Source organism: Paenibacillus sp. FSL H8-0104 (assembly GCF_038050215.1).
GTDB classification, from domain to species: domain Bacteria; phylum Bacillota; class Bacilli; order Paenibacillales; family Paenibacillaceae; genus Paenibacillus; species Paenibacillus amylolyticus.
The window spans coordinates 5,625,056-5,647,723 of the sequence record NZ_JBBOTC010000001.1 but is presented as its reverse complement, the minus strand read 5'-3'; the positions used below and the strand labels follow the sequence as shown (position 1 = coordinate 5,647,723).

The 22,668-nt window shown below is 47.7% G+C and carries 22 protein-coding genes; 15 read left to right on the top strand and 7 right to left on the bottom strand.

The annotated features are described in order from the left end of the window. Positions 1 to 31: 31 nt before the first annotated feature. Positions 32 to 703, top strand: coding sequence for a potassium channel family protein (locus NST38_RS24900; RefSeq protein ID WP_017692455.1), 672 nt, complete (start codon positions 32 to 34; stop codon positions 701 to 703). Between the two features lie 54 nt (positions 704 to 757). Here the strand turns inward: NST38_RS24900 and NST38_RS24895 are convergent, their stop codons facing one another. Then, complete coding sequence (locus NST38_RS24895) at positions 758 to 1,687, bottom strand: LysR family transcriptional regulator (protein ID WP_036673385.1); 930 nt, start codon at positions 1,685 to 1,687, stop codon at positions 758 to 760. Between the two features lie 295 nt (positions 1,688 to 1,982). Here NST38_RS24895 and NST38_RS24890 point away from each other — a divergent pair, with 295 nt between their 5' ends. The 7 genes from NST38_RS24890 (at position 1,983) to NST38_RS24860 (ending at position 8,484) form a co-directional block, all read left to right on the top strand. Then, the gene (locus NST38_RS24890; RefSeq protein ID WP_036605792.1) at positions 1,983 to 2,651 is read left to right on the top strand and encodes a succinate dehydrogenase cytochrome b558 subunit; all 669 of its coding nucleotides are present in this window, start codon (positions 1,983 to 1,985) and stop codon (positions 2,649 to 2,651) included. Between the two features lie 43 nt (positions 2,652 to 2,694). Next, positions 2,695 to 4,437: a succinate dehydrogenase flavoprotein subunit gene (gene sdhA / locus NST38_RS24885; protein ID WP_036605793.1), complete on the top strand. Its 1,743-nt coding sequence runs from the start codon at positions 2,695 to 2,697 to the stop codon at positions 4,435 to 4,437. Positions 4,438 to 4,498: 61 nt separating this feature from the next. After that, entirely contained in the window at positions 4,499 to 4,732 is a 234-nt protein-coding gene (locus NST38_RS24880) for a hypothetical protein (protein WP_076253250.1), read from the top strand. A gap of 247 nt (positions 4,733 to 4,979) precedes the next feature. Next, positions 4,980 to 5,744: a succinate dehydrogenase iron-sulfur subunit gene (gene sdhB / locus NST38_RS24875; RefSeq protein WP_036605794.1), complete on the top strand. Its 765-nt coding sequence runs from the start codon at positions 4,980 to 4,982 to the stop codon at positions 5,742 to 5,744. Positions 5,745 to 5,919: 175 nt separating this feature from the next. Then, a complete protein-coding gene (locus NST38_RS24870) occupies positions 5,920 to 6,894 on the top strand; it encodes a metallophosphoesterase (protein ID WP_076253251.1) in 975 nt (324 codons plus the stop codon). Positions 6,895 to 6,951: 57 nt separating this feature from the next. Beyond that, positions 6,952 to 7,683 carry a metallophosphoesterase family protein gene (locus NST38_RS24865; RefSeq protein WP_076253252.1) on the top strand — a complete coding sequence of 244 codons (732 nt, stop codon included), beginning with the start codon at positions 6,952 to 6,954 and terminating at the stop codon, positions 7,681 to 7,683. Positions 7,684 to 7,851: 168 nt separating this feature from the next. Continuing rightward, a complete protein-coding gene (locus tag NST38_RS24860; protein ID WP_076253253.1) occupies positions 7,852 to 8,484 on the top strand; it encodes a GNAT family N-acetyltransferase in 633 nt (210 codons plus the stop codon). Positions 8,485 to 8,969: 485 nt separating this feature from the next. On the opposite strand, the gene NST38_RS24855 is transcribed toward NST38_RS24860, so the two are convergent. Continuing rightward, on the bottom strand, positions 8,970 to 9,779 hold the full coding sequence (locus tag NST38_RS24855; RefSeq protein WP_076253254.1) for a histidinol-phosphatase: 810 nt from the start codon (positions 9,777 to 9,779) through the stop codon (positions 8,970 to 8,972). Between the two features lie 30 nt (positions 9,780 to 9,809). After that, the gene (locus NST38_RS24850) at positions 9,810 to 10,712 is read right to left on the bottom strand and encodes a LysR family transcriptional regulator (protein ID WP_036605798.1); all 903 of its coding nucleotides are present in this window, start codon (positions 10,710 to 10,712) and stop codon (positions 9,810 to 9,812) included. Between the two features lie 457 nt (positions 10,713 to 11,169). Between NST38_RS24850 and NST38_RS24845 the strand changes: the two genes are divergently transcribed. The 5 genes from NST38_RS24845 to NST38_RS24825 all read left to right on the top strand — a co-directional run bounded on the left by NST38_RS24845 (position 11,170) and on the right by NST38_RS24825 (position 16,042). Further along, complete coding sequence (locus NST38_RS24845; protein ID WP_036605799.1) at positions 11,170 to 11,628, top strand: chemotaxis protein CheX; 459 nt, start codon at positions 11,170 to 11,172, stop codon at positions 11,626 to 11,628. Between the two features lie 56 nt (positions 11,629 to 11,684). Further along, positions 11,685 to 12,458, top strand: coding sequence for an SDR family NAD(P)-dependent oxidoreductase (locus NST38_RS24840; protein ID WP_076253255.1), 774 nt, complete (start codon positions 11,685 to 11,687; stop codon positions 12,456 to 12,458). Between the two features lie 210 nt (positions 12,459 to 12,668). Continuing rightward, a complete protein-coding gene (locus NST38_RS24835) occupies positions 12,669 to 14,042 on the top strand; it encodes a DEAD/DEAH box helicase (protein WP_047841268.1) in 1,374 nt (457 codons plus the stop codon). Positions 14,043 to 14,069: 27 nt separating this feature from the next. After that, positions 14,070 to 14,822, top strand: coding sequence for an ABC transporter ATP-binding protein (locus NST38_RS24830; protein WP_036605802.1), 753 nt, complete (start codon positions 14,070 to 14,072; stop codon positions 14,820 to 14,822). A 2-nt stretch (positions 14,823 to 14,824) separates the two neighbouring features. Then, positions 14,825 to 16,042, top strand: a complete 1,218-nt coding sequence (locus tag NST38_RS24825; RefSeq protein WP_047841267.1) for an ABC transporter permease — start codon at positions 14,825 to 14,827, stop codon at positions 16,040 to 16,042. 169 nt (positions 16,043 to 16,211) lie between these two features. On the opposite strand, the gene NST38_RS24820 is transcribed toward NST38_RS24825, so the two are convergent. The 3 genes from NST38_RS24820 to NST38_RS24810 form a co-directional block, all read right to left on the bottom strand. Further along, complete coding sequence (locus NST38_RS24820; RefSeq protein ID WP_017692471.1) at positions 16,212 to 16,340, bottom strand: hypothetical protein; 129 nt, start codon at positions 16,338 to 16,340, stop codon at positions 16,212 to 16,214. Between the two features lie 299 nt (positions 16,341 to 16,639). After that, entirely contained in the window at positions 16,640 to 17,938 is a 1,299-nt protein-coding gene (locus NST38_RS24815; protein WP_047841266.1) for an aminotransferase class I/II-fold pyridoxal phosphate-dependent enzyme, read from the bottom strand. A gap of 178 nt (positions 17,939 to 18,116) precedes the next feature. Then, a complete protein-coding gene (locus NST38_RS24810) occupies positions 18,117 to 18,734 on the bottom strand; it encodes a pyridoxamine 5'-phosphate oxidase family protein (RefSeq protein WP_047841265.1) in 618 nt (205 codons plus the stop codon). Positions 18,735 to 18,887: 153 nt separating this feature from the next. On the opposite strand from NST38_RS24810, the gene pdxR reads away from it, so the two are divergent. Together pdxR and NST38_RS24800 are read left to right on the top strand one after the other, a co-directional pair. Then, positions 18,888 to 20,348, top strand: coding sequence for a MocR-like pyridoxine biosynthesis transcription factor PdxR (gene pdxR, locus NST38_RS24805; protein ID WP_445933720.1), 1,461 nt, complete (start codon positions 18,888 to 18,890; stop codon positions 20,346 to 20,348). A gap of 369 nt (positions 20,349 to 20,717) precedes the next feature. Further along, the gene (locus tag NST38_RS24800; RefSeq protein ID WP_036605807.1) at positions 20,718 to 21,503 is read left to right on the top strand and encodes an AraC family transcriptional regulator; all 786 of its coding nucleotides are present in this window, start codon (positions 20,718 to 20,720) and stop codon (positions 21,501 to 21,503) included. A gap of 347 nt (positions 21,504 to 21,850) precedes the next feature. Here NST38_RS24800 and asd read toward each other — a convergent pair whose 3' ends face one another. After that, complete coding sequence (gene asd, locus NST38_RS24795; protein WP_047841263.1) at positions 21,851 to 22,642, bottom strand: archaetidylserine decarboxylase; 792 nt, start codon at positions 22,640 to 22,642, stop codon at positions 21,851 to 21,853. Positions 22,643 to 22,668 lie beyond the last annotated feature (26 nt).

Here is a 22,668-nt window from a genome sequence, read left to right as displayed (position 1 = left end):
ATTGATTTGGATAAGGGGTTCGTGAAGAACAATGAAAACACAGCAGTTTGCGGTGATTGGGCTTGGGCGATTTGGCTCCAGTCTGGCACAGGAATTAATGGAACTCGGCTACGAGGTGCTCGGGATCGATAAAAATGAAGAAGTCGTCGAAGACATTAGTGAATTGGTCACCCATGCCGTTGTAGCCGATGCCACAGATGAGGAAGTGCTACGCTCCCTGGGTATTCGAAATTTTGACTGCTGTATCGTTGCTATCGGGGATGATATTCAGACGAGCATTCTCACCGCGATTCTGTTAAAAGAGCTGGGCGTCAAGACGGTTGTGGCCAAGGCCATATCCGTCCTTCACGGACGCGCATTGGATAAACTGGGGATTGATCGTGTCGTTTATCCTGAGCGGGATATGGGCATTCGGGTTGCCCACCAGCTGGTTACCCCGAACTTGCTGGATTACATTGAATTATCCAATGATTACAGTATTGTCGAGATGAAGGTTCCCGCCTGTCTGCACAACAAAACCCTTTCCACCCTTAATGCACGCGTACGTTTTGGTTGCAGTATTGTGGCGTTACAGAAAGAAGCTGGGGTCATTATCGCTCCGACGGCACTGGATTCGCTTCAGATGGGGGATATCATGGTCATTATTGGTAATAATGCAGATATCGACCGATTTGAAGAAGAGGTTATCAGCCAAGAGAGCTGATAATTATCATGAGTTAAATATGGAAGCCAGGCGTTAGAGCCTGGCTGATTCAGATCAAGGCAAAGGCGTCGTAGCCCTCCGTGAGGGCAATGGCGCCTTTGCTGTAAAGAGTGCAGCCGTCTCCTTGACCCATTGTCTGGAGGTCTCGCTGAGGTCCTCTTTTTCCCCATAGATCATACAAGTTGTTCTGCGGGTCTGCTGTAATTGAGGCAAATGAACAGAAACAAGATCATTGTCCGCGAGCAATTGTGGACGAAGATATGACTTGGGCAATAGAGCAGCAGCTTTGGCGGAAGGCAGAAGTCGGATGATCGCTTCGAAGGAATCAATCTCCATGCGAATATCCGGCATCACGGCACAGCGCTGGAAGAGATCGTCCGTTAATTTGCGGTACCAGGTGCCTTTGGAGAACGTGATCATCGGCAGATCTTGCAAATGTTCCATCCCGGCTTCCTTACCGGACAAGGGGTGTGTAAGCGGCACAACCAGTTCCAGGTGATCGTCAAAGAGCGGCACACAGTTAAGCCCCACTTCGCTGATGGAGGAGGCGACAATGCCCACATCGGCTTTTTTGTCACGCACAAACGACACAATCTCATGTGTTTTACCCGTCAACAGTTTCAGTTCGGCATTTGGATGTTTCTCCATAAAGGCATTGACGAGAGGTGGTAACGTAGTTTGAAGCGTCGTCAGACTGGCTCCGAGTGTAATGGTGCTCTGTTCTTCGTCTTTATACTGGGCCAGCATAGTGAGGAACTTCTGTTGTTGCTGCTTCTGTTCTACAGCATAGGTATAGGTGAACTGGCCCACACTGGTTAACTCCAGCCGTTTGCCACGGCGGTGGAACAGGGCAACCCCGAGTTCATCCTCCAATTTGGCAATTTTGCGTGAGAGTGCGGGTTGGGACAAGTTCAGTAACTTGGATGCACGGTTGAGGCTGGACTGCTCCACGACCGCTGCAAATGCATTTAACTCCTCAAACATGAACAATAACCTCTTTTCCATGAATGTGATTCTTGCCCTTGCTCAATCGTTTTCCATGTTGTATAGCCTGTAAACCCAATGTTTCACTGCTTATACCTATAGGTTATAACATTTAATAATTATATTGCAATTCCCTTATAAGAAAAAAAGGAGTAACATGAACCGTGACACAAGTTGTTCACACCTGGGGAAAACGGAACAATTTGTCGAACCTTTTCATGGAAAAGGATTCGTGTCATGATAAGTGAAATCATTTATGAAAACGTTGTATTTAGCGAAAGGGGATCGACATTTTATGAAAGGGTTTTACTCCAGAAAGCTGCACTCCTTGCTTGGCGTCATTCCGCTCAGTTTGTTTTTTGTTGAGCATTTGGTGACGAACTTCACGGCAGTTGAAGGCGGCAAAGAAGCTTTTTACGGTGCCGTTGCATTTCTGAACGGTTTGCCTCTTGTTATTGTAATTGAGGCATTACTTATCTGGTTGCCGTTGTTCTATCACGGTGTTTATGGTCTTTACATTGCCTATCAGGCCAAGCCTAACGTTGGGCGTTACGGTAATGAGCGCAACTGGCGCTACACGTTACAGAGGGTAAGCGGTATTATTACGTTTGTATTCGTCATCTGGCACGTATGGGAGACGCGAGTACAGATTGCGCTGGGTAATGTATCCCATGAAGAGATTGGCGGCGTCATACATGATGCGGTGACGAATCCGATAACCTTTGCGATATATATGATCAGTGTGGTTGCGGCGTCATATCACTTTGCCAATGGTCTGTGGTCGTTCCTTGTTAGCTGGGGAATTACGGTTGGTCCGCGTGCGCAACGTGTATCCTCTTACGTATGTATGAGCTTGTTCGCTATTGTTTCCATCATGTTTATTGCTTCACTATTTGCTTTCCGGAGCATTGATTTCCAAACAGCTACTTCGATGATTGACGCAGTAAAAACAGTTCTAATTTAAGCATTTAGCGTATAAATGCTGACTTATAAGGGAGTGAACAGCAATGGCATCAACGAATGTAATTATTGTGGGCGGCGGTCTCGCGGGATTGATGGCGGCGATCAAATCGGCTGAAGCCGGAGTCCATGTTCATTTATTTTCACTGGTTCCTGTTAAACGATCCCACTCTGTATGCGCACAAGGCGGCATTAACGGAGCGGTAAATACCAAGGGTGAGGGTGACTCCCCATGGGTACACTTTGATGATACGGTATACGGCGGTGACTTCCTTGCGAACCAACCTCCTGTTAAAGCGATGTGCGAAGCAGCACCTGGCATCATTCACTTGATGGACCGTATGGGCGTAATGTTCAACCGGACACCGGAAGGTTTGCTTGATTTCCGTCGTTTCGGGGGAACGAAGCATCACCGTACGGCATTTGCCGGAGCGACAACAGGACAACAATTGCTCTATGCATTAGACGAGCAGGTACGTCGCTGGGAAGCAGCGGGTCTTGTTACGAAATATGAGAACTGGGAGTTCCTGCAGGCGGTTTTGGATGATGAAGGCGTATGTCGCGGGATCGTGGCTCAGGATCTGAAAACGATGAAGGTACAGACCTTCCCAGCTGAAGCGGTTATTCTGGCGAGTGGTGGTCCGGGGATCATCTTCGGTAAAACGACCAACTCTGTAATTAACACAGGTACAGCAGCAAGTGCGGTGTATCAGCAAGGTGTAAATTACGCCAACGGGGAGTTCATTCAGATTCACCCAACAGCCATTCCAGGGGATGACAAGCTGCGTCTCATGTCTGAATCCGCGCGTGGTGAAGGTGGACGGATCTGGACGTACAAAGACGGAAAACCTTGGTACTTCCTTGAAGAAAAATATCCATCCTACGGTAACCTGGTTCCACGTGATATCGCGACTCGTGAAATCTTCAGCGTCTGCGTTGATATGGGTCTGGGTGTGAACGGCGAGAACATGGTTTATCTCGATCTGTCGCACAAAGATCCGAAGGAACTGGATGTTAAACTGGGCGGAATCATTGAGATCTATGAGAAGTTCATGGGTGATGACCCGCGTAAAATCCCAATGAAAATCTTCCCGGCAGTCCATTATTCCATGGGCGGCATGTGGGTAGATTACAACCAAATGACTAACATTCCGGGACTGTTCGCAGCTGGTGAATGTGAATATCAATACCATGGTGCGAACCGTCTGGGTGCAAACTCATTGGTATCTGCGATCTATGGTGGTATGGTGGCTGGACCAAAAGCGGCTGAATATATCAAAGGACTCAAAAAATCGTCCGCTGATATCCCATCTTCCGTATTTGAGAAACACACCAAACAACAAAGCGACAAATACGAAGGCATCTTGAAAATGCAGGGCACGGAAAATGCCTATGTCATTCATAAAGAGCTTGGCGAGTGGATGACAGCCAACATGACGGTTGTGCGCTACAACGACAAGCTTGAAGCCACGATTGGCAAGATCAAGGAATTGAAAGAGCGTTATGGCAAAATCAATATGTATGACAGCTCTGGTTGGAATAACCCGAGCGCAGCATTCACTCGCCAACTGTGGAACATGATTGAACTGGCAGAAGCAATGACTCTCGGTGCTCTACTCCGTAACGAAAGCCGCGGCGCGCATTACAAACCGGATTTCACGGAACGTAATGATGAAGAGTTCCTGAAAACGACCATCGCAAGCTGGTCGAAGGAAGGCCCGAAAATCTCGTACGAGCCAGTAGACGTATCCTTGATCCCACCACGTATCCGGGATTACTCCAAGGATTAAATATCACGGATTTATTTATAAAGTTAAATATTAAGCACCTGAACGGAGAGGCAGGACAACTTTGGAGAAGCAGAGCTTCTTCAAAGTTACTGCCATCAAAGTGAGGGAAATACCCAGAAGAAGCAAGCGCCTAGCGATGCTTCAGAACTTTAATACTGCCATCCACAATGAATTGGAGAGCAGTTTCCAGCAAAGTGACCAACGTGCACAACATAGCGAAGGAAACAACAATACCCAGAAGAAGCAAAGCGCCTTAGCGATGCTTCAGAACTTCAATACTGCCCATCCAGCATGAATGGAGTGCAGTTTCCAGCAAAGTGACCCTGCGTGCACGACGTAGCGGAGGAAGCGGAAATGCCCAGAAGAAGCGAAGCGCTCGCCTTTATCACCGGATTTTAACCCTGGGAAGGGTTGATCAAAAAAATCCGGGGATAACAGCGATCAGAGGGGCATTCCGCTGACGAAGCGTCTCCCGTGCACCAAACCAGTAACTTTGCGTATCAGCAACACCAATCATCGTCACCAGAGGAGGGGACTACGATATGGCGGAACAAGCTACAGCCAACAAAACCGTCAAGTTTATCATCACCCGTCAGGATAGCCCGGAGTCATCTTCGTACAACGAAGAATTTGAGCTTCCGTACCGTCCCAACATGAATGTGATCAGCGCCCTGATGGAGATTCAGCGGAACCCCGTCAATACAGATGGCAAATCCATTGCACCCGTTTGCTGGGATTCCAACTGTCTCGAAGAAGTCTGCGGTGCCTGCTCCATGGTCATCAACGGCAAGCCACGTCAAGCATGTGCAGCCCTGATCGACAAGCTCGAACAGCCCGTTCGTATCGAACCGATGAAGACATTCCCAGTGGTTCGTGACTTGGTCATCGACCGTAGCCGGATGTTTAGCGCCCTGAAACGCGTAAAAGCATGGATTCCGATCGATGGTACCTATGACCTCGGACCAGGTCCACGGATGCCTGAGAAGAAGCGTCAGTGGGCATATGAGCTGTCCAAATGCATGACATGTGGTGTATGTCTGGAAGCATGTCCGAACGTCAATGAGAAAACAGACTTTATCGGTCCAGCAGCACTGTCCCAAGTGCGCCTGTTCAACGCTCACCCAACAGGGGAGATGAACGCCGACGATCGTCTGGAAGCGTTGATGGAAGACGGAGGCATTGAGGGCTGTGGTAACTCACAGAACTGTGTGCAATCCTGTCCAAAAGGCATTCCACTGACAACCTCCATTGCCGAAATGAACAAACAAACGACCAAGCATATGTTCAAACGCTGGTTGGGTGTATAATCTCGTCATAACATGTGCAGAAGTGTAATCTGCAACTTAGAAGAAGTCGTGATCCCGTGCAGCAACATGCCGGAGATCCCGGCTTCTTTTTGTAATACAGCAGAGGAACCGGGCTACCCATGCAGAATATGATATACTAAGGGGATGGATTAAGAGCGTAGAAGGAGGGGGAGATATGGCAGAGACACCGCGTCAGGGCAGCAACAACTCGCCGTCCCAGCGCTCGCACAAAGCATCAGGTGCAGAAGAGTCTGTGTTTCCTGGGGAAGAAAAGGATCATGATCCCTCTCGCCGAAGTTTCTTATTGCGCATGGTTTTGATGACAGCGGGTGCCAGTTTGCTTACAGGAGGTTATGCCTGGCTATGGGAACCGCGTCGTCTGGAGATCAAGCAAGTGGAGCTGAAACTTCCGAAGTTTCCAAAGGCATTTGACGGTTTGCGTGTAGTTCAGTTCAGCGATGCCCATCTTGGTTTTCATACCGGGGTGAAAGAGCTGAAGAAGCTGGCAGCAACGATTGAGGAGCAGCAACCGGACTTGATTTGTTTTACCGGAGACATCGTCGAGAGGGAAGCAGAGCCTATGCGTGAATGTATTCCGGTACTCGCCTCCATGCAAGCGAAGTATGGCAAATTTGCTGTTTTGGGGAATCATGATTATCGGGGCGGACAGCAGAATGAAGTGACAACCATGTTCCGTGAAGCGGGATTCACTTTGTTACGGAACGAACATGTGGTGATTGAACAAGGGGGCGAACGTCTGGCCATAGCTGGTCTGGATGACGCACTTACAGGCAGGCCTGATCCTGTCCAAGCCATCAAGGGTTTGGATCATGATGTGTGGAAATTGTTACTTATGCATGAACCGGATTATGCCGACATTGCCACTCCCTATGGTTTCGGATTACAACTTTCCGGTCATAGCCATGGTGGACAGGTACGTTTTCCCTGGATTGGGGCACTGACAACTCCGCGAGGTTCACACAAGTATGTTCAAGGATTGTATTACACGGATGTCCAGGGGGTATATTACACCACCCAGACACAGATGCCCGTGTATGTGAATCGTGGTTTTGGCATGACTCAACTGCCCATTCGTTTTCTGTGCAGACCAGAATTAACGGTTTTTGAGCTTAAAGGATCAACCACATAAAAGAATACAAGATGAATGTAAAACATAAAGGATTTAACATGAATGGAGGTTATCCAGATGGAAAGAATTGCGATTGTATCCGACATTCATGGCAACATGACTGCCTGGGAAGCAGTGTTAGAAGATATCCGAAGTCGTGGCGTGGAGCGAATCTTTTGTCTTGGTGACCTCGTGGGCAAGGGGCCAGAACCGGTAAAGGTTGTGGATCAGGTGAGAGCGACGTGCGAACTTGTTATCCGTGGCAATTGGGATGAACTGGTTGCGGTTAACCAAGACAACGAGAACTTTACGTGGCAAGCAGAGCGGCTGGGTGAGGAACGATTGGCGTACTTGGCAGGCCTACCCTTCAGTCATCAATTTCAACTGAGTGGTCGCACCATCCGTCTGCTCCATGCTTCACCTCAAAGTGTATACCATCGTGTACAGCCGTGGGACGCGATGGAAAAGAGGTTGGCAATGTTTGATCCTCCGGATGATGAGCCTGAGCAAGGTATTGCAGATGTTGTAGGTTATGGGGATGTGCATAACGCATACTTGCAGTATATGAACGGCAAGTTACTGTTTAATGCAGGCAGTGTTGGTAATCCACTCGATCTTCCCCAAGCTTCCTACTGTATTCTGGAGGGTGAAGACTGCAACGATAACAACACCCCGTTCAATGTTCAATTTGTGAGGGTGCCTTATGATATTGAGCGAGAAGTACAGGTTGCACAGTCGGCGAATGTTCCTGCATTGGATTTCTATATTCGTGAGATTCGTACGGGTATCTATCGCGGGCTGCAGGAGTAGTCAGCATCTGGGCCTTTTAGCGTGAGGAATTGAATGTTGCAATATATTAATACTAAAATGCGAATACTAAAGTTCGTGGATCAGTTCAAATGGTATTACGCCGGATCATCATCAGAGCATGCTTGTCTTACCGGACTAGAGCCCGTTTAGGCAAAAGGAGCGATTGTCATGCTTACCCGAAAAATGCTGGTTCAAGGTCTGCCGGCTTTGTGGACAGAGCGTCTTGTCCTGCGATCATTACGTCAAAGTGATTACAGCACATTATCGGAACTCTTTTCCGATCCTCAAGTCATAAGATATGTGAATAGGGGAAGCCAGCCCACGCCAATCCGGGCGAGACGGTTATTGAACCAGATACGGAGCAGCAGCGCCAAGCTGGATTCGTTACATTATGGGATCTGCTGGAGAGGCAAGGAACAAGTGATTGGGATCACCTCATTCCAGCACTGGAATGATCAGAATGGTACCGCACAGATTGGTTACATCCTGAACAGGTCCTGTTGGGGCAGGGGTGTGGCTACCGAGGCGGTACAGCGGCTGCTGCAGTTTGGATTTGACGATCTTCATCTGGGGAGGGTGGAAGCACGTTGTTATGAGGCCAATGTATCTTCACAACGGGTGCTAAGCAAAATAGGGATGTCCTATGAGCGGAGTCTTCCCTCGTTTGTACTGCATGATGAGGATGACGAGGGATCAGAATCCCTGATGGATGTTAAAGTGTACAGTATGTACCGGGAACAATACGTACGCCCGCTTCAGGAAAAAGACCTGCAAACCTTGGTATCTGACAAGCCGCAATGACATAGAGTAAGAGTAGTCAAACGTGAATGAATCGAACTTCAATCATTTGTTACACAATTGAAATATAGCTGCAATTGAACTCTAACAGACAGGGGGTAAACTTATCTCATGACCCCCTTTTTGATAATAGATAATGCTGTTGGGACCCGCGCGAGCGGGTTCATTTTTTTTTGTCCATATAAGTTAACTGTGGAATATTTACACTGGCCACTCCGATGACAGAATAACCTTCCGATCGCTGTTATACCCGGATTTTTTTGATTCCCATATTTAAGAGGGAAAATCCGGTCATAGCGTATGCTTCCGATGCAGCTTTCTTTCAGAAAGCTTTTAGGCGACCGCTTCGCTTCTTCAAGTTATTTCTGTCCTCTCCGTTATCGTGTAAATGTTCAGTTTAACTTATATAATAATTTTAATTTAGAATTAAACCTAAACCCCCACGGCGTGAACAAGCGCGCTGTGGGGGCCTTTGTGTTTGCTATATTTTACAGTGGAACAACCTGCATCTGTTTCTGCTTGAAGTATACCCAGTCGGTGAATCCGATCTCCTTGAGACGTGTACGAACGTCATCCAGCTCGTCTGCAACCCGCTGTGGTTTATGAGCGTCCGATCCAAATGTCACCTTCACTCCATAATGATGGGCGCGTTCCAGAATGGCATCTGAGGGATACCAGCCACCGCTGAGTTTGGTTTTGCCAGATGTGTTAATTTCGATCGCTACGTTGGATTCTGCAATGACCTGCAACGTTTCATCAATGGCCTGATCAGCGATAATTTCAGAGAAGGGTGGATAGTTTCCTTTCATCGCATCAATGTGTCCAAGAATCTGGAACATACCGCTGCGAGCCGATTCCCGAATTAATGAATAATAACTCTCTTTCACTTCAACTTTGCGAGCATCGCTCAGTCCTTTCCACCGGGTTTTGTTGAAGATACTCACATCCTCGGTATGATGAACTGAACCAATAATATAGTCAAAAGGATACTGTCCCAGTGTGGTACGGTACAATTCTGCATGAACAGGGAAGTAGTCGGATTCAATGCCGAGCAGCACATCGATTTTACCAGCGTATTCTTCTTTCAAAGCAAGGACTTCTTCCACATAATGCTGCAATTCCGACTTGCCCATTGCGATCCGGGGAAATGCCTGCTCAAGCTCACTGCCAAAGTACGGCGTATGATCCGAGATACCGATGGCCTGAAGTCCTGCCTTAATACCTGCCTCTATATAATCGCGGATGTTGCCGTCTGCGTGACCACAACGAAAATGATGTGTATGAAGATCAAATTTCATATGGAATCCTTCCTTTCTCATGGCTCATTGTCATTCTGAACTGATGAATTGGGTTTCCGGCATACCTTTGAGGTCACTTATGAACTGCTGCATCGCTGAGTTAAGGTATCGACTGGACTTATAGATGACACCAACAGGGTGACTGACCTCCAGCTCACTTAAGGGTATCATTCGTAATGTACCTTGACGCAACTCATGCGCAACAGATTGTTTGGAGATGACAGCTGCCCCGAGATCAATCTCGACCATCCGTTTCACTTCTTCGCTGCTCGACAACTCCATTACAATATTAGGTTCAATATTATGTTTCTTGAAGATAGTTTCCGTAAACCTTCGTCCTACGGTATCAGGGGACAGCAGAATCAATGGTGTACTCCGGAGCACATCGACTGCAGCATGTTTCTTCTTCGCCAGCGGATGGGAAGGAGATACCACGAGTTCAAATGTGTCATAGTACAGCACAGATGTATTCAGGTTGGGATTACGCTCCGTGAGATAACCGATACCAATATCAACCAGACCATTTTCGACCTGGGTATAGATCTGTGATGAAGGAAGGGACTGGATACTGGTTTTGATCAGCGGGAACTGATCTTGGAAATAGGATAACACCCTTGGCAAGATCTGAATAGCAATGGAAGTTGTTGTGCCTAACACGATACGTCCCTGAGGCGTTTCATCGAGATCGGACAATTTTTGTTTCAACTCATCAACGATATCGAGCATCCGTTCAGCGTGCTCCAGGAATACCTGTCCACGGTCTGTCAGGGTAACGGGTTGGTTACGATCCACAAGAACGGTGCTGAATTCGTCCTCCAGACTTTTGATCTGGGCCGAGACGGCAGGCTGGGTCAGGTTCAGAAGTTCTCCCGCTTTGCGGAAGCTCATCGTTTTGGAAATGGTAATTAGTGTCTCCAGTTGGCTTATGTTCATAGGTGACCTCCTTGCAGGCAAAATTTCTTGATTATGTAATGTTTAGTGTGATGTAATCCCGTAACTGGTTATTGTTCCGTTATCTTAAATTATAGGTGATTCAGGACAGCAGAGCAATGAAGGTAATGATCAGGATCAAAAGTAGTTCAAGAGACTGTGAAAAAAACGCGAATACAAGAATTTGATTTTTTTTACAGTTGTGAGAAAGCAGTAATAAAGTCCTAAATACCCTTTGCCACGCACGATGATCGAAATGCTTTCTTCAAAAGAAGTGAAAAGCGCTGTTTATTCGCTAGAATCAGCTATAAACATTTGCCCCACGGATGACGATAAATTATAGTACACATGGTTTAACGAATTCTTAATGAATTCTTGTACGTGATAAAGTATAATAAATTTAATGAATATGGGACTTTTGGTGTGTGACCAATAACCCAGTGCGAGGGGGACATAGACAGTGAAAGCGGAAGTGATTAATCCTTTCCTGGAATCGGCACGGAACGTATTCGAACAGCTCATCCAGGTTTCGCCTTCCACCGGGAGTCTTGGCGTGAAAAATGTAGAGTACATTGCAGACCATGTCTGGATCGTGATCGGAATGACCGGACAACTTAGCGGAAACATTGTATTTGGAATTAATGAACAAGTTGCATTGAAAATTGTATCTGCGATGATGGGTGGTTTTGTCATTACAGAAATGGATGAAATGAGCAAAAGTGCGATTTCCGAACTGGGGAATATGATCAGTGGTAATGCCAGCACTATCTTGTCAAACCAGGGTGTTGTTGTCGATATTACACCTCCACAAGTAATGAAGTCCGAACATCTGACTACATTTAGTGCAACGAAAGCACTGAGCATTCCTTTGCTGATGGACGGCATTGGTGAGATGGATATTCAGGTCATGATCTCGTAGAATAGAACCATACGCCTCTAAAGGCAATATGTGTTCAATACGGGAGGACATCACGGATGCTGAAAGATCAGGTAGTGTTTATCACAGGTGCATCGAGTGGTATCGGTGCGCTGTGTGCGCAGATGCTGATAGAAGAAGGAGCCATCCCAATTCTGGCTGCCCGTTCACGGGACAAGCTGGAAGAGATTGGTGCCTCGCTGAAAGGGCAGCATGAATTACTCACACTTGATGTTACGGATAGTGAGCAGGTTCAGGCAGCTGTGGATGCGATATTGCATAAATACGGACGAATCGACATTTTGCTGAACAACGCAGGTTACGGGAAATTCGCAGCGATGACTGAGATGTCTGTACAGGAATTCGATGAGATGATGAACGTTAATTACATGGGCATTGTCCGCTGCACCAAAGCAGTGCTTCCACAAATGCTGGAACGTGGCAAAGGTCAGATTGTGAACGTGGCCTCCATGGCTGGCAAAATTGGTACCGCCAAATCCGCTTCCTATACAGCTACGAAACATGCTGTCCTCGGATTTAGTAATGCGCTGCGTCAAGAGCTTCGCAAGACTGGCGTCCTGGTGACAACGATTAATCCGGGTCCGATTGATACACCATTTTTCCATCGGGCTGACCCTTCTGGCAATTATGTGAATAATGTACGCTGGATGATGTTGAAACCGGAAGACGTTGCGGGTCATATGATTCGGGCGATGAAAAAGCGCAAGGAAGAAGTGAATCTGCCAAGACTTGCTTCTGCTGGCATATGGTTGTACCAGCTATTTCCTCGTCTTGCAGATCGATTGTCGCACGGTGTAATGAATCAGAAGTAAATGTGATACGAGGCATCATATACGGAATGAAAGAAAGGCTCCGCCGAGGGGCTTTTCTTTTTTTTGGCGTGTATACATACAATTCTGGAATAAGATTTGGTACACAGGCTTTTTTCGCATATAATGAAAGGTAATGTGATGACAGGCTTCGGTAATATCCGTACAAGCAAGGCTAGCATCAAAATGAATAAATTAAAAGGATGGACATACATGACGAATCAAACATTTGCTTCAATTGGCGTGGAACAGGATCTGGAGGCCGTTTTGGCGAAACATGGCATTAACGAACCTTCACCTGTACAGGCTCAGACGATCCCGGTTATTTTGGAAGGCCGAGATGTCGTATCCAAATCCCAGACGGGAACAGGAAAAACGCTGGCATATCTGCTGCCACTGTTACAATCCATCAAAATGGATATCAAAGGTACGCAGAAACTCATTATTGCACCTACACAAGAGCTGGCGATGCAAATTGTACGTGAAGCGCAGCGTTATGCGGAAGAACGTAAGATTGGCGTATTGGGTCTAATTGGAGGCGCAGCGGCTAAACGTCAGATCGAGAAGCTACGTGAGCATCCACAATTGGTTGTGGGTACACCGGGACGACTGAAGGAATTGATTACACTCAAAAAACTGAAAATGCACAACGTCTCTACGATTGTTATCGATGAAGCAGACCAAGTGTTCCAACTTGGCGGCGTAAGTGACGTGAACTTTGTACTCAAGAGCGCATTGCGGGACCGTCAGCTGATCTTCCTGTCAGCAACCATTGATGAGCATACAGCTGGACTCGCAAAGCGTGAGATGAAAGAGCCTGTGCAGATCGGAATTGAACCGGATCGAGCTACGGCTGCGGGCCTTGAGCATTATTATTTTGTAGAAGAAAACCGTAACAAAATTGACATGCTGCGTCGTCTGGTTAGACAGTACAATCCGGATCGGGCAATCGTATTTGTGAATGCAACCGAAGATATTGGTGAAGTTGAAGCAAAAATGAATCATCTGGGCTTGTCCGCTGCTGCGCTGTATGGAGATGCTGACAAAGTGACGCGCAGTAACGTATTGTCTGCCTTCCGTAATGGCAAACTTCAGTTGCTGATTGCCAGCGAAGTGGCTGCCAGAGGACTGGATATCGAAGGTTTGCCAATGGTCATTAACTATGACCCTGCCTTTGACTCGGAGCACTATGTTCACCGTGCAGGTCGTACAGGCCGGATGGGACGCTCGGGTATCGTTTTGTCCATTGTGGATGAAACACAGATCTTTATTATGCGTAAATTCGCACGCGAACTCGGAATCGAACTGTCAGAACGTGTACTCTTTGGCGGTAAAGTACTGGAGGCTGACCCGCGTCCGGACACGCGGCCTGAGGGACATTCGTTCTCCAGAAAACCAGGACAATCCAGAGATCGCAAACCAGGTCAGGGCAATCGTAATGGGGGAACCAGAGCTACAATCTCCAATTCGCGTCCAGCAGGTAGCAAACCAACGGGTAATACAGGCCGCACGGAGCGCGACCAGGATCGTAAAAACAAAGGAGCACCCAAGTGGAGTAAAGATAAAACGCCACGCTCCGAAGAATAGAATCTGACGAAAGGGGTGCAGGGATAGATGGAAAACGTTCAATCGCCTGTTCTGCAAATCAGCGGGTTAAGCGGAGGTTATAGTGCCAAACGGCCCGTCCTTCACGGCATCGATCTGGAAGTTGGACGTGGAGAGATGGTCGGACTAATCGGCTTAAACGGTGCTGGCAAAAGCACAACCATGAAACACATCCTCGGCTTGATGACACCTCAACAGGGCGAAGTGCGAGTGATGGGCAAGAAGCGGGACGAGGATGCGCAGATCTACCAATCGGCTATGGCATTTGTACCGGAATCACCCGAACTGTATGATGAGATGACGGTGATGGAGCACCTGGAGTTTACGGCAAGAGCGTACAATGTGTCGGAGGCTGATTTCAAACAACGTACGGAGAAACTACTGGAACTGTTCCGTATGAATGAGAAAAGTACAAGTCTGTCGACTCACCTGTCCAAGGGGATGAGACAAAAGGTCATGATCATGTGTGCTTTTGTGGCCGGACCACCACTGTACATCATTGATGAGCCTTTCCTGGGACTGGACCCGCTGGGTATTCGCTCTTTGCTTGATTTTATGCTGGAGATGAAAGCTTCGGGATCATCCATCCTGCTCAGTTCACACATTCTGTCCACGATTGAAAATTACTGTGACCGTTTTATCGTTCTGCACCGTGGGCAGGTTATTGCTCAAGGTACGCTGAATGAACTGCGCTCCCAATTCGGGGAATCGGATGCCACGCTGGAGCACATGTTCTATTCCCTCGTACAAGGCAGGGATTGAGCATGGATCTCAAGCTGCTATGGAAGCAAAGACGCACAGGATTCTGGAACGGAATTCTTCCTTATCTGGGTTATGTGATCCAGAGCGGTGTAGCTATGGTCTTTTTATTTCTCGTCATTGCGTTCTCCGCCTGGTATACATCGTTTGTCCAGAACATTCCGGCGGAATTTCCGATTCGCTGGGTTGCATTGCTGCTGCTGGCACCGCTAGTGCTGTTTAGCAGTTATCGTACATATCTGCTTCCGGCAGATATTGTGTTCCTGCGACCACAGGAATACCGGATGCAGGAATATTTGAAGAACAGCTTTGCCCGGGGCATCATCTATAAAACTCTGGGCTTGCTGCTTGTATTTGTTACACTGTGGCCGCTCTATGTCAGAGCAGATCTGGATGCACGGCCATTTGGCTGGTTCATTGTATTCCTGTTGCTGTGGAAAGGGTTGTCCAGTTATGGAGCATGGCAAGAGCTAAGAATGGTTCAGGTCGGTGCGGCAAGAGGATATCGTCTCTTGCGATGGGCTCTGGCAGTGCTGGCGGTTGGCGCTTGGCTGTGGCAGCCACCGCAGCGCAGCGTCTGGTTCCTGCTGTTGCTGGCTGTTGTCTACATCGTCGCCTTGCGTATACCGGTGAAACATCGTGTTGCGTGGGAACGACTGATTCAGGTAGAGCAGGGTCAGGCTGGCAGGGTTATGCGTACGCTTGGCTGGTTTGTGGATGTACCTTCATCCGGACAGAAAGTAAGTTCGCGTCGCTGGCTTAGCAAATTGGGGAGTGGTCTTCCCTGGAATGCAGGGAAAGCTTACCGTTACTTGATCACCAAAACGTTTGTTCGAACCGAAGTGTTCTCAATCGTGTTACGCCTAGTTGTACTGGGCATGTTACTATCCTGGTGGACAGCAGGCAGCTACTTTGGTGTCGGGGTGTATCTGTTCTTCCTGTTGCTTGCAGGTGTTCAGTTAGGTGCGCTGCGTCGCAGTCATAGTGAATCGTTCTGGATTATGATCTATCCAATCTCGGGTGAGAGTCGTCGTTCTCAGGTGTTGGGATTCATATTCCATCTACATGCACTGGCTGCGTTACTCATGTGGTTGCCTATGCTGGCTGCCGGAGCAAGCGGACTGACTGTCACCGGAGTAGCACTTATTTTGGGTATACTGGTGATTGTGATCATGCGGCGTTCGCAAGGTAACAAGTGGTTGAAGGAAGAAGAGGACGAGTAAACGATCGGACACCTGACCAACTCGGATTATTACATTGGGTTCATCAGTGAGAGGTACAAAAGATAACAAAAGAAGGGTATGCCGGGCTGTGTCCCGGAATACCCTTCTTTGTGCTGTAATGGAATCTTGTAGTTAGATCACTTGGTTCTCGCGTAAGTGTGTATTGGTACTAACAGAGGAACGATTTAGTGATAATCACGAGCAAGATGAACAGAACGAGAATAGCACCTGTGTTTGTAAATCCTCCGCCGTAACCGCCGCATCCATAACCGCCTCTTGTATCTTCAACTCCAGACATGGTCATTCCCCTTTCAAGTGGTTGTTTGGCACGCCCTTGCGTACATCGTATATTATGTGCCGTGGGGGTAGGCTGATTGGGCCGATGCCTGGTAAAGCCAGAAATTAAAGCTTTTGGGCAGCTGTCCGGGGTGAATGGACTAGTATCAGGCAAATGTAAAACACAAAAGAACCCTTCGTATATCCAGAGACATGAAGCGTCGCCGTTATACAAAGGGTTCTTATATCATTCAGGGTACAGACATGATCCTGTTTCCCCTGAGCTACTGAGATTGTTGTAACTTTGTTACGGTATTTAAACTAAGTCGTCCGCAGATCCTGAACTCCACGATAGATGGTTTCATACAGATCTTCCAACCCGGATTCTTCAATACAGGAGAAGGCGATTCGAAGATCCGATTCACCCAGCGCGATTGTACCCACACCATATTTGTGCAGCAAATGGCTTCGAAGTTCTTCAGCGCCAACTTCTTTTAGCTTCAGGCACATGAAGTAACCGGAGTTGAACGGATAATAGTCCCATACATCTCCATACTTGCCGCTATCGAGAATGGCTTTTACCTTATTGGCGCGGCCTTTCATAATCTCGAACTTCTCCTGTTTCTGTGCTTCAAATTCCGGTGCTTTGAGCGCATCCAGTACAAAAGTCTGGGAAGGATGCGGGCCACTGGAGATCGTTGCCCGGATAATACCGAGTGTTTTTTGTTCCAATGCATGCAGAACGGCTGCATCTTCATGGGCATACGTAATGAATCCAACGCGGAAGCCCCATACGAATTCTTCCTTGGTTGCACCATCCACTTTTATGGTCAACACACGTGGATGAATGTTGGCAAGTTTGCCAAACAGGGATTCATGAATGGAATCTTCGAAGAACAGTCCAAAGTAGGCATCATCTGTTACAGCAACCACGTTAACGCCGGCTTCAGCTGCCTGAAGAATCGTGTTCACAATGGCATCTGCTTCTTCGGCTCCAGGCGTATAACCTGTAGGGTTATTCGGGAAGTTGAGCAGAACGATGGCTTTACCTTTGTCCTTTTGATCAAGCAAAGCCTGAAGCAGACCATCACTGTTGAAGTTCAACTGATCATCGAACAGGGGATAATGAACCAACTGGCCATGACGACGAATTCCGAAGGTCAGCTCGTAATTTTCCCAGTTTTTATCTGGATATATGACAGCGTCCCCTTCATCGGCGAACAGGTCGGCTACGATACTAAGTCCGTGGGTTAATGCATTGGTTACAATCGGATTGCCAAACGTTTTGCCTTCCAGAGAAGGCGTTTCCTTCAGCATCTTGTCTCTCCAAACGGTCCGCAATTCAGGTTTGCCTGCAGGTGGAGCGTAAGGATACAGATCCTTTGGTTGGAATGCAGACAGCTTCTCCTGAATAACCTGAAGATGCATCGGCACACCACCCTCCAGGGCGATACCAATCGTGGCATTATGGGTCTTGGCCAAGCTTGCTGCTTCAGCAGATTGACTCAAGATCCCTTCTTTAGGAAAATAAATTTCTTTGCCAAGCTGTGACAGCATGGAGTAGACGTGACTGCTGCCTGTCTGAATACTTTCGTTCAACTGTTCAGCCAGTGGATTCATTCTTTTCATCCTTCCAAGTCTTTGTGATTCAACTGCCTAACATTATATCACCTTGACATGCCCCCGTCACGGAAATTACGCAATATGACAGTTATATCACTTTACCGCGTTGTTGCAGAGGGTTTTCGGGTGGGTTATCGTTGTATTCGACCTTGGAGTAATCCTCAAGAAATGAAACTTATTGTTGATGAAATGGACAGTATTTCCGCATCATTTCAGCAGTTTCGGCATCTCTTCCTTCATTGCGCTGTTCCAGTTCACCACGGATATGATCCAGGCGTTCAATAGACCAATTTTGTCCAAATTTAAACTTGGCGCTGATCTTTTCTGGGATAATTCGGACTACGGCTACAGCTTTGAGGTTTCCTGTGTAACGCGAGTCAGTAGCGTCAATGGGTACATATCCGCCTTGCGGCTGGAGTTTCTCCATGAATCGTTGCAGTACCTTACCTTTGATGTCCAGATCTTTAACCGGTTCAGCCTGACCGAAGGCCATGACACTTTTGAAGAAAGAAGTCGCTGGACAAGCAAGCTCAGGATCACTGAAATAGGATGGAATCAGGGAGAACTCTTCAGCTACTGTGAAACTGACCGACGAATCCTGTTTGATCTGTTTCATCTTCTCGCCAGCCAGACTGCCGTGAAAATAAAAGCAACCGTCCATATATACAAAATTCAGCGGTGTAACCCGTGGTTGTCCGTCCGGGCTGACCGTTCCCAGAAACCCGAAGGAGCACTGATCCAGAAATGCGGTAATTTCCTGTTCTTCATCTACTGTGAATTCTTTCCGTCTCATGTGTAATCCCCCATCATTGAAATGTATAATAAAACGCCATATCTTATGGATAACAATAGTTCATACATTGACAATGAAATAGATCCAATTTACATTCACTTTAGTAGGCCAATTAGTCAGGGATCACAGATGAAGACAAATGAAGAGAGGTGCATGATGGAATTGTGGCTGCCGATGGATACCTATGAACTTCAGCATCGATACAAGTATGAGGCATTGTACCATGCGTTACGTGATGCCATTCATGCAGGCACATTGGTGGGAGGCACGCGGCTTCCTTCCACCCGTGAGTTGGCAAAACAATATGAGATGTCACGTGGTTCGGTAGCTCAGGTATACGACATGCTGCTTGCGGATGGTTATGTCCATGCACATCGGGGAAGAGGTACATTTGTCACCGAAACATTATCCACTCAGGAAAATGAAAAACAGGAAGCCGTTCTCAAGCTGTCTGCCTGGGGCGAACGAGTACAGAGGTTGAATACACAACATGAAGTCCTGCGGACTCAGATGTCTTCACCGAAGCCGTCCGTCATTAATTTTCAAATGCAGCGCATGCCTGCGGAACATTTCCCGTTAGGCGAGTGGAAGAGTGCACTCGCTGCGGTTCATCGCAGTGGTTGGCGAGAATCAAGCGGTGTAGCCGGTGATCCGGAGCTGCGTGAGGCCATCGCCTCCCATCTCAGATGGACACGTGGTATTCAGGCTGAACCATCTCAGATTGTATTGTTCAGCGGTTCAATGCAAGGCATCACCCTTCTATCCCAGCTGTTGATCGCAGAGGGGGCAGCAGTTGTATTAGAGAATCCGGGGTATCCGGGCATTGCTCATGCCGTCAAGTCCTGTGGTGGGCATATCATCCCGGCAGAGGTGGATGCCGCAGGCATTATTCCTCAGCCTTGGGAGGCACAGACGTTATTTGTCACCCCTACCCGGCAGTTTCCAACAGGGGCCGTGCTGGGATTGGACAGAAGACGTGCCTTGCTTGCGTGGGCCTCAAAGCGGAATGCGGTCATCATTGAAGATGATTACGACAGTGAATTCCGATGGGGTGGAAGACCAATTGAACCCCTCAAAGTGCTTGATCGTGAACAGCGCGTCATCTACGTTGGTTCATTCTCACAAACGATGGTTGCTTCGTTTCGACTTGGCTACGCCGTCCTGCCACCTGGTCTGGTAGAACCTCTGCTTGCCGCCAAGGCGTTGTATGAACCGGTACCTCCGGCACTGCTGGAGCAGCGCGCACTGGCAAAGTTTATGACCAGAGGAGGTTACCTGAGACACTTACGGCGGTTAACCCGGTTATATGGGGAACGGCATGATTTTTTTGTCAGAGAGATGGAACTACAGTGGCCGGAAGCATTCACGATGCAGCTTGGTGATGCAGGACTGCATATCTACGCTACCTGGAATGGCGATGTGGACAGTTATCAGCGATTTAAAAAGCTTGCTCAGGAGGATGGCATACTGTTCCGTGATGCAGAGCGATATCGGCTGAGTTCAGGTCATCCGGCGGCCTGCTTTGCTTTTGCACATCTGGAGAAAGAAGAGATAACAGAGGGAATCCGGCGAATGCGGCTAGCCTGGGAGAAGTGCACATTTTCGTTTCGGTGAATTCCGCTGTATAATGGGATAAGACATTTCGCTCCTGTAGGAGCAGAGATCATATATGAGCAAGTTGTATTTAATCATGCTATACAAGTTGAACTAATTATTTACACGAAAACGTAGAGGGCAGAAATAACCTGAAGAAGCGGAGCGTTCGCCTTTATCGTCAGATTTTCACCTTTGTAAAAGTGAATCAAAAAATCTGGGGATAACAGCGATCGGAAGGTTGTTCTGTCATCGAAGTGGCAAGTGTAAATGTTCTTTAGTTCAATTTCTATAGATACTGAAATACATATGGCCTGGATTGAAGAAGTGAGATTCAGATCAGAATGATGCCATATGCAGAGAGATTAACTATCAAGGGGGAGTGGCGACATGCTGCAGGCATCGCCGTCATCATTTGTTATTTTGCCCGCTGTCGCCAAAATTGTCTGTGAACCGGGCTGGAAGTGGCAGAAACGGGAAAAACCGATGCAAAACTATGATTTATTTTATGTATGGAGTGGTGAAGGAACGCTTGTACTGAATGACCAGTCGTATGAAGTTGGCAAGGGTAGTTGTTTTTTGTTCAGGCCAGGAGATCATCCTACTGCAACACATAATAAGCAAAAACCGTTGGTACTTACGTATATTCACTTTGATGTGGACGTGCCTGTTGCTGACGTTCCCCAGTCCTATCGCGAGGTACAGGAAACGGTGGAGTTTGAGCACTTGCTGGCACGTTATGTAAGACTGTTCTTATCAGATGTGTACGGACGTGATGAAGAGAGCCGATTGATTCTGAAACAATTGATGATTCATTTGCTGCGCGCCGATACGGAAGAACCTGTGGAGAAAAAGGTGAGCAACCAGTTGTCCGATGTGATCCAGGAGGTCGCCAATTATGTGCGTCAGCATCCCGGGATTACGCATCGGGTGGAAGATCTGGCTGCGCGGGCTGGCTTATCGCCCCGATACTTCTCGATCAAGTTCAAGGAACTGGTGGGATCATCGGTGCAATCTTATATTATCCGCATGCGTATTGAACGGGCGGAACATCTGCTGGTGCATACCGGCATGAATGTGACCGAAGTGGCGGATGCTCTGGGCTACCGGGATATTTTCTTCTTCAGTCGTCAGTTCAAGCAGTATACCGGCAAAAGCCCGTCCGAGATTCGTTAAAATTCTGATGAGAAAAACAGGAAACCGTTTCAAGTCTGGAATGCAAGGGTAATTATCTAGCATTCCAGATGACCAAAAGGGGGAACTTGTGATGAACGGAAAACGTCGGGTCCGCAACCGGGGATGCTCTACGAAGGGATGCAATATTTTCCGGAACCGTCTGCGTCGCTTCAAACCGGCAGAGGACTTGCAAGATGTGTGGTTTTGAGGAGAACTCAGCAGACCAATAACGACGGAGCGAAGCTTCGTATTGCATGTATATATGGATGAATATGAATTCATAAAGAGGATGGCGCAATACCTGGTTACAGGTGCTGCGCCATCCTCTTTATTTGCGTATGGACTCATTAGTTCTTCGGTTTCAAACGACCAAGCAGTGCGCCCATTTTGACAGAATCGCCTGGCTGTAAGCCCGGGTTTGGTTCGAATGTGCCACTCTGCGTCAGCAGAACAACGGTGGAACCGAATTCAAAATAGGCCAGATCATCGCCTTGTGCCCAGGTACTTGTGTCCGTATCAGCATATTGTATGCTACTCACGTTCATCGCACCTACTTTGACAACCGCCACTTCACCATAATCATGTGCGATATACGTAATGAGTCGTTCGTTTCGACTAAGCACGGATCTCATATGGGTCAGGCCAAAGTCATTCACGGGATAAACTTTGCCCTTGATGTGTTCGCTCTCTATTTTGCGGCCGCTGACAGGTGCATGAATGCGGTGATAGTCGCGAGGGCTGAGATAGAGGACGAACCCGTACCCGTGCTTGTACTTCTCCAGATGGGGAGAATGGTTTAATAATTCAGCAAGTGTATAATTTTGTCCCTTAACATTCAGGAGTGTCCCTGCAGATATTGGACCGGCTGCCGTAATCTTGGCATCTACCGGGCTGATCAGTGCATGCTCTGAAAGTTCCAACGGGCGCATGCCCGGCTTTAATTTGCGGGTAAAGAAATCGTTCAGTGAACGGTATTCCTTCCAGTCTTTCTCGGCCTCCTGAACAGGGATGTCGTAGGTCCGGACAAAATAAGGGATAAATGCCTTACTTCCCCGGCTTTTGGAGAAGGCTCCCACAGTCCGGGAGATCCATTTGCGCGAAGAAAGCTCGGTCATTAATCGCAACAGCGTTTTTGCCATGAATATCCCCCTTAGGGTTAATGCGA

Coding starts and splice junctions, on each gene's coding strand:
- sdhA (WP_036605793.1), top strand. CDS start 2,695: ATGGCATCAACGAATGTAATTATTGTGGGCGGCGGTCTCGCGGGATTG.
- sdhB (WP_036605794.1), top strand. CDS start 4,980: ATGGCGGAACAAGCTACAGCCAACAAAACCGTCAAGTTTATCATCACC.
- NST38_RS24800 (WP_036605807.1), top strand. CDS start 20,718: ATGCTGCAGGCATCGCCGTCATCATTTGTTATTTTGCCCGCTGTCGCC.
- NST38_RS24870 (WP_076253251.1), top strand. CDS start 5,920: ATGGCAGAGACACCGCGTCAGGGCAGCAACAACTCGCCGTCCCAGCGC.
- NST38_RS24815 (WP_047841266.1), bottom strand. CDS start 17,938: ATGAATCCACTGGCTGAACAGTTGAACGAAAGTATTCAGACAGGCAGC.
- NST38_RS24895 (WP_036673385.1), bottom strand. CDS start 1,687: ATGTTTGAGGAGTTAAATGCATTTGCAGCGGTCGTGGAGCAGTCCAGC.
- asd (WP_047841263.1), bottom strand. CDS start 22,642: ATGGCAAAAACGCTGTTGCGATTAATGACCGAGCTTTCTTCGCGCAAA.
- NST38_RS24890 (WP_036605792.1), top strand. CDS start 1,983: ATGAAAGGGTTTTACTCCAGAAAGCTGCACTCCTTGCTTGGCGTCATT.
- NST38_RS24825 (WP_047841267.1), top strand. CDS start 14,825: ATGGATCTCAAGCTGCTATGGAAGCAAAGACGCACAGGATTCTGGAAC.
- NST38_RS24830 (WP_036605802.1), top strand. CDS start 14,070: ATGGAAAACGTTCAATCGCCTGTTCTGCAAATCAGCGGGTTAAGCGGA.
- NST38_RS24810 (WP_047841265.1), bottom strand. CDS start 18,734: ATGAGACGGAAAGAATTCACAGTAGATGAAGAACAGGAAATTACCGCA.
- NST38_RS24865 (WP_076253252.1), top strand. CDS start 6,952: ATGGAAAGAATTGCGATTGTATCCGACATTCATGGCAACATGACTGCC.
- NST38_RS24835 (WP_047841268.1), top strand. CDS start 12,669: ATGACGAATCAAACATTTGCTTCAATTGGCGTGGAACAGGATCTGGAG.
- NST38_RS24900 (WP_017692455.1), top strand. CDS start 32: ATGAAAACACAGCAGTTTGCGGTGATTGGGCTTGGGCGATTTGGCTCC.
- NST38_RS24820 (WP_017692471.1), bottom strand. CDS start 16,340: ATGTCTGGAGTTGAAGATACAAGAGGCGGTTATGGATGCGGCGGTTAC.
- NST38_RS24850 (WP_036605798.1), bottom strand. CDS start 10,712: ATGAACATAAGCCAACTGGAGACACTAATTACCATTTCCAAAACGATG.
- pdxR (WP_445933720.1), top strand. CDS start 18,888: ATGATGGAATTGTGGCTGCCGATGGATACCTATGAACTTCAGCATCGA.
- NST38_RS24855 (WP_076253254.1), bottom strand. CDS start 9,779: ATGAAATTTGATCTTCATACACATCATTTTCGTTGTGGTCACGCAGAC.
- NST38_RS24840 (WP_076253255.1), top strand. CDS start 11,685: ATGCTGAAAGATCAGGTAGTGTTTATCACAGGTGCATCGAGTGGTATC.
- NST38_RS24860 (WP_076253253.1), top strand. CDS start 7,852: ATGCTTACCCGAAAAATGCTGGTTCAAGGTCTGCCGGCTTTGTGGACA.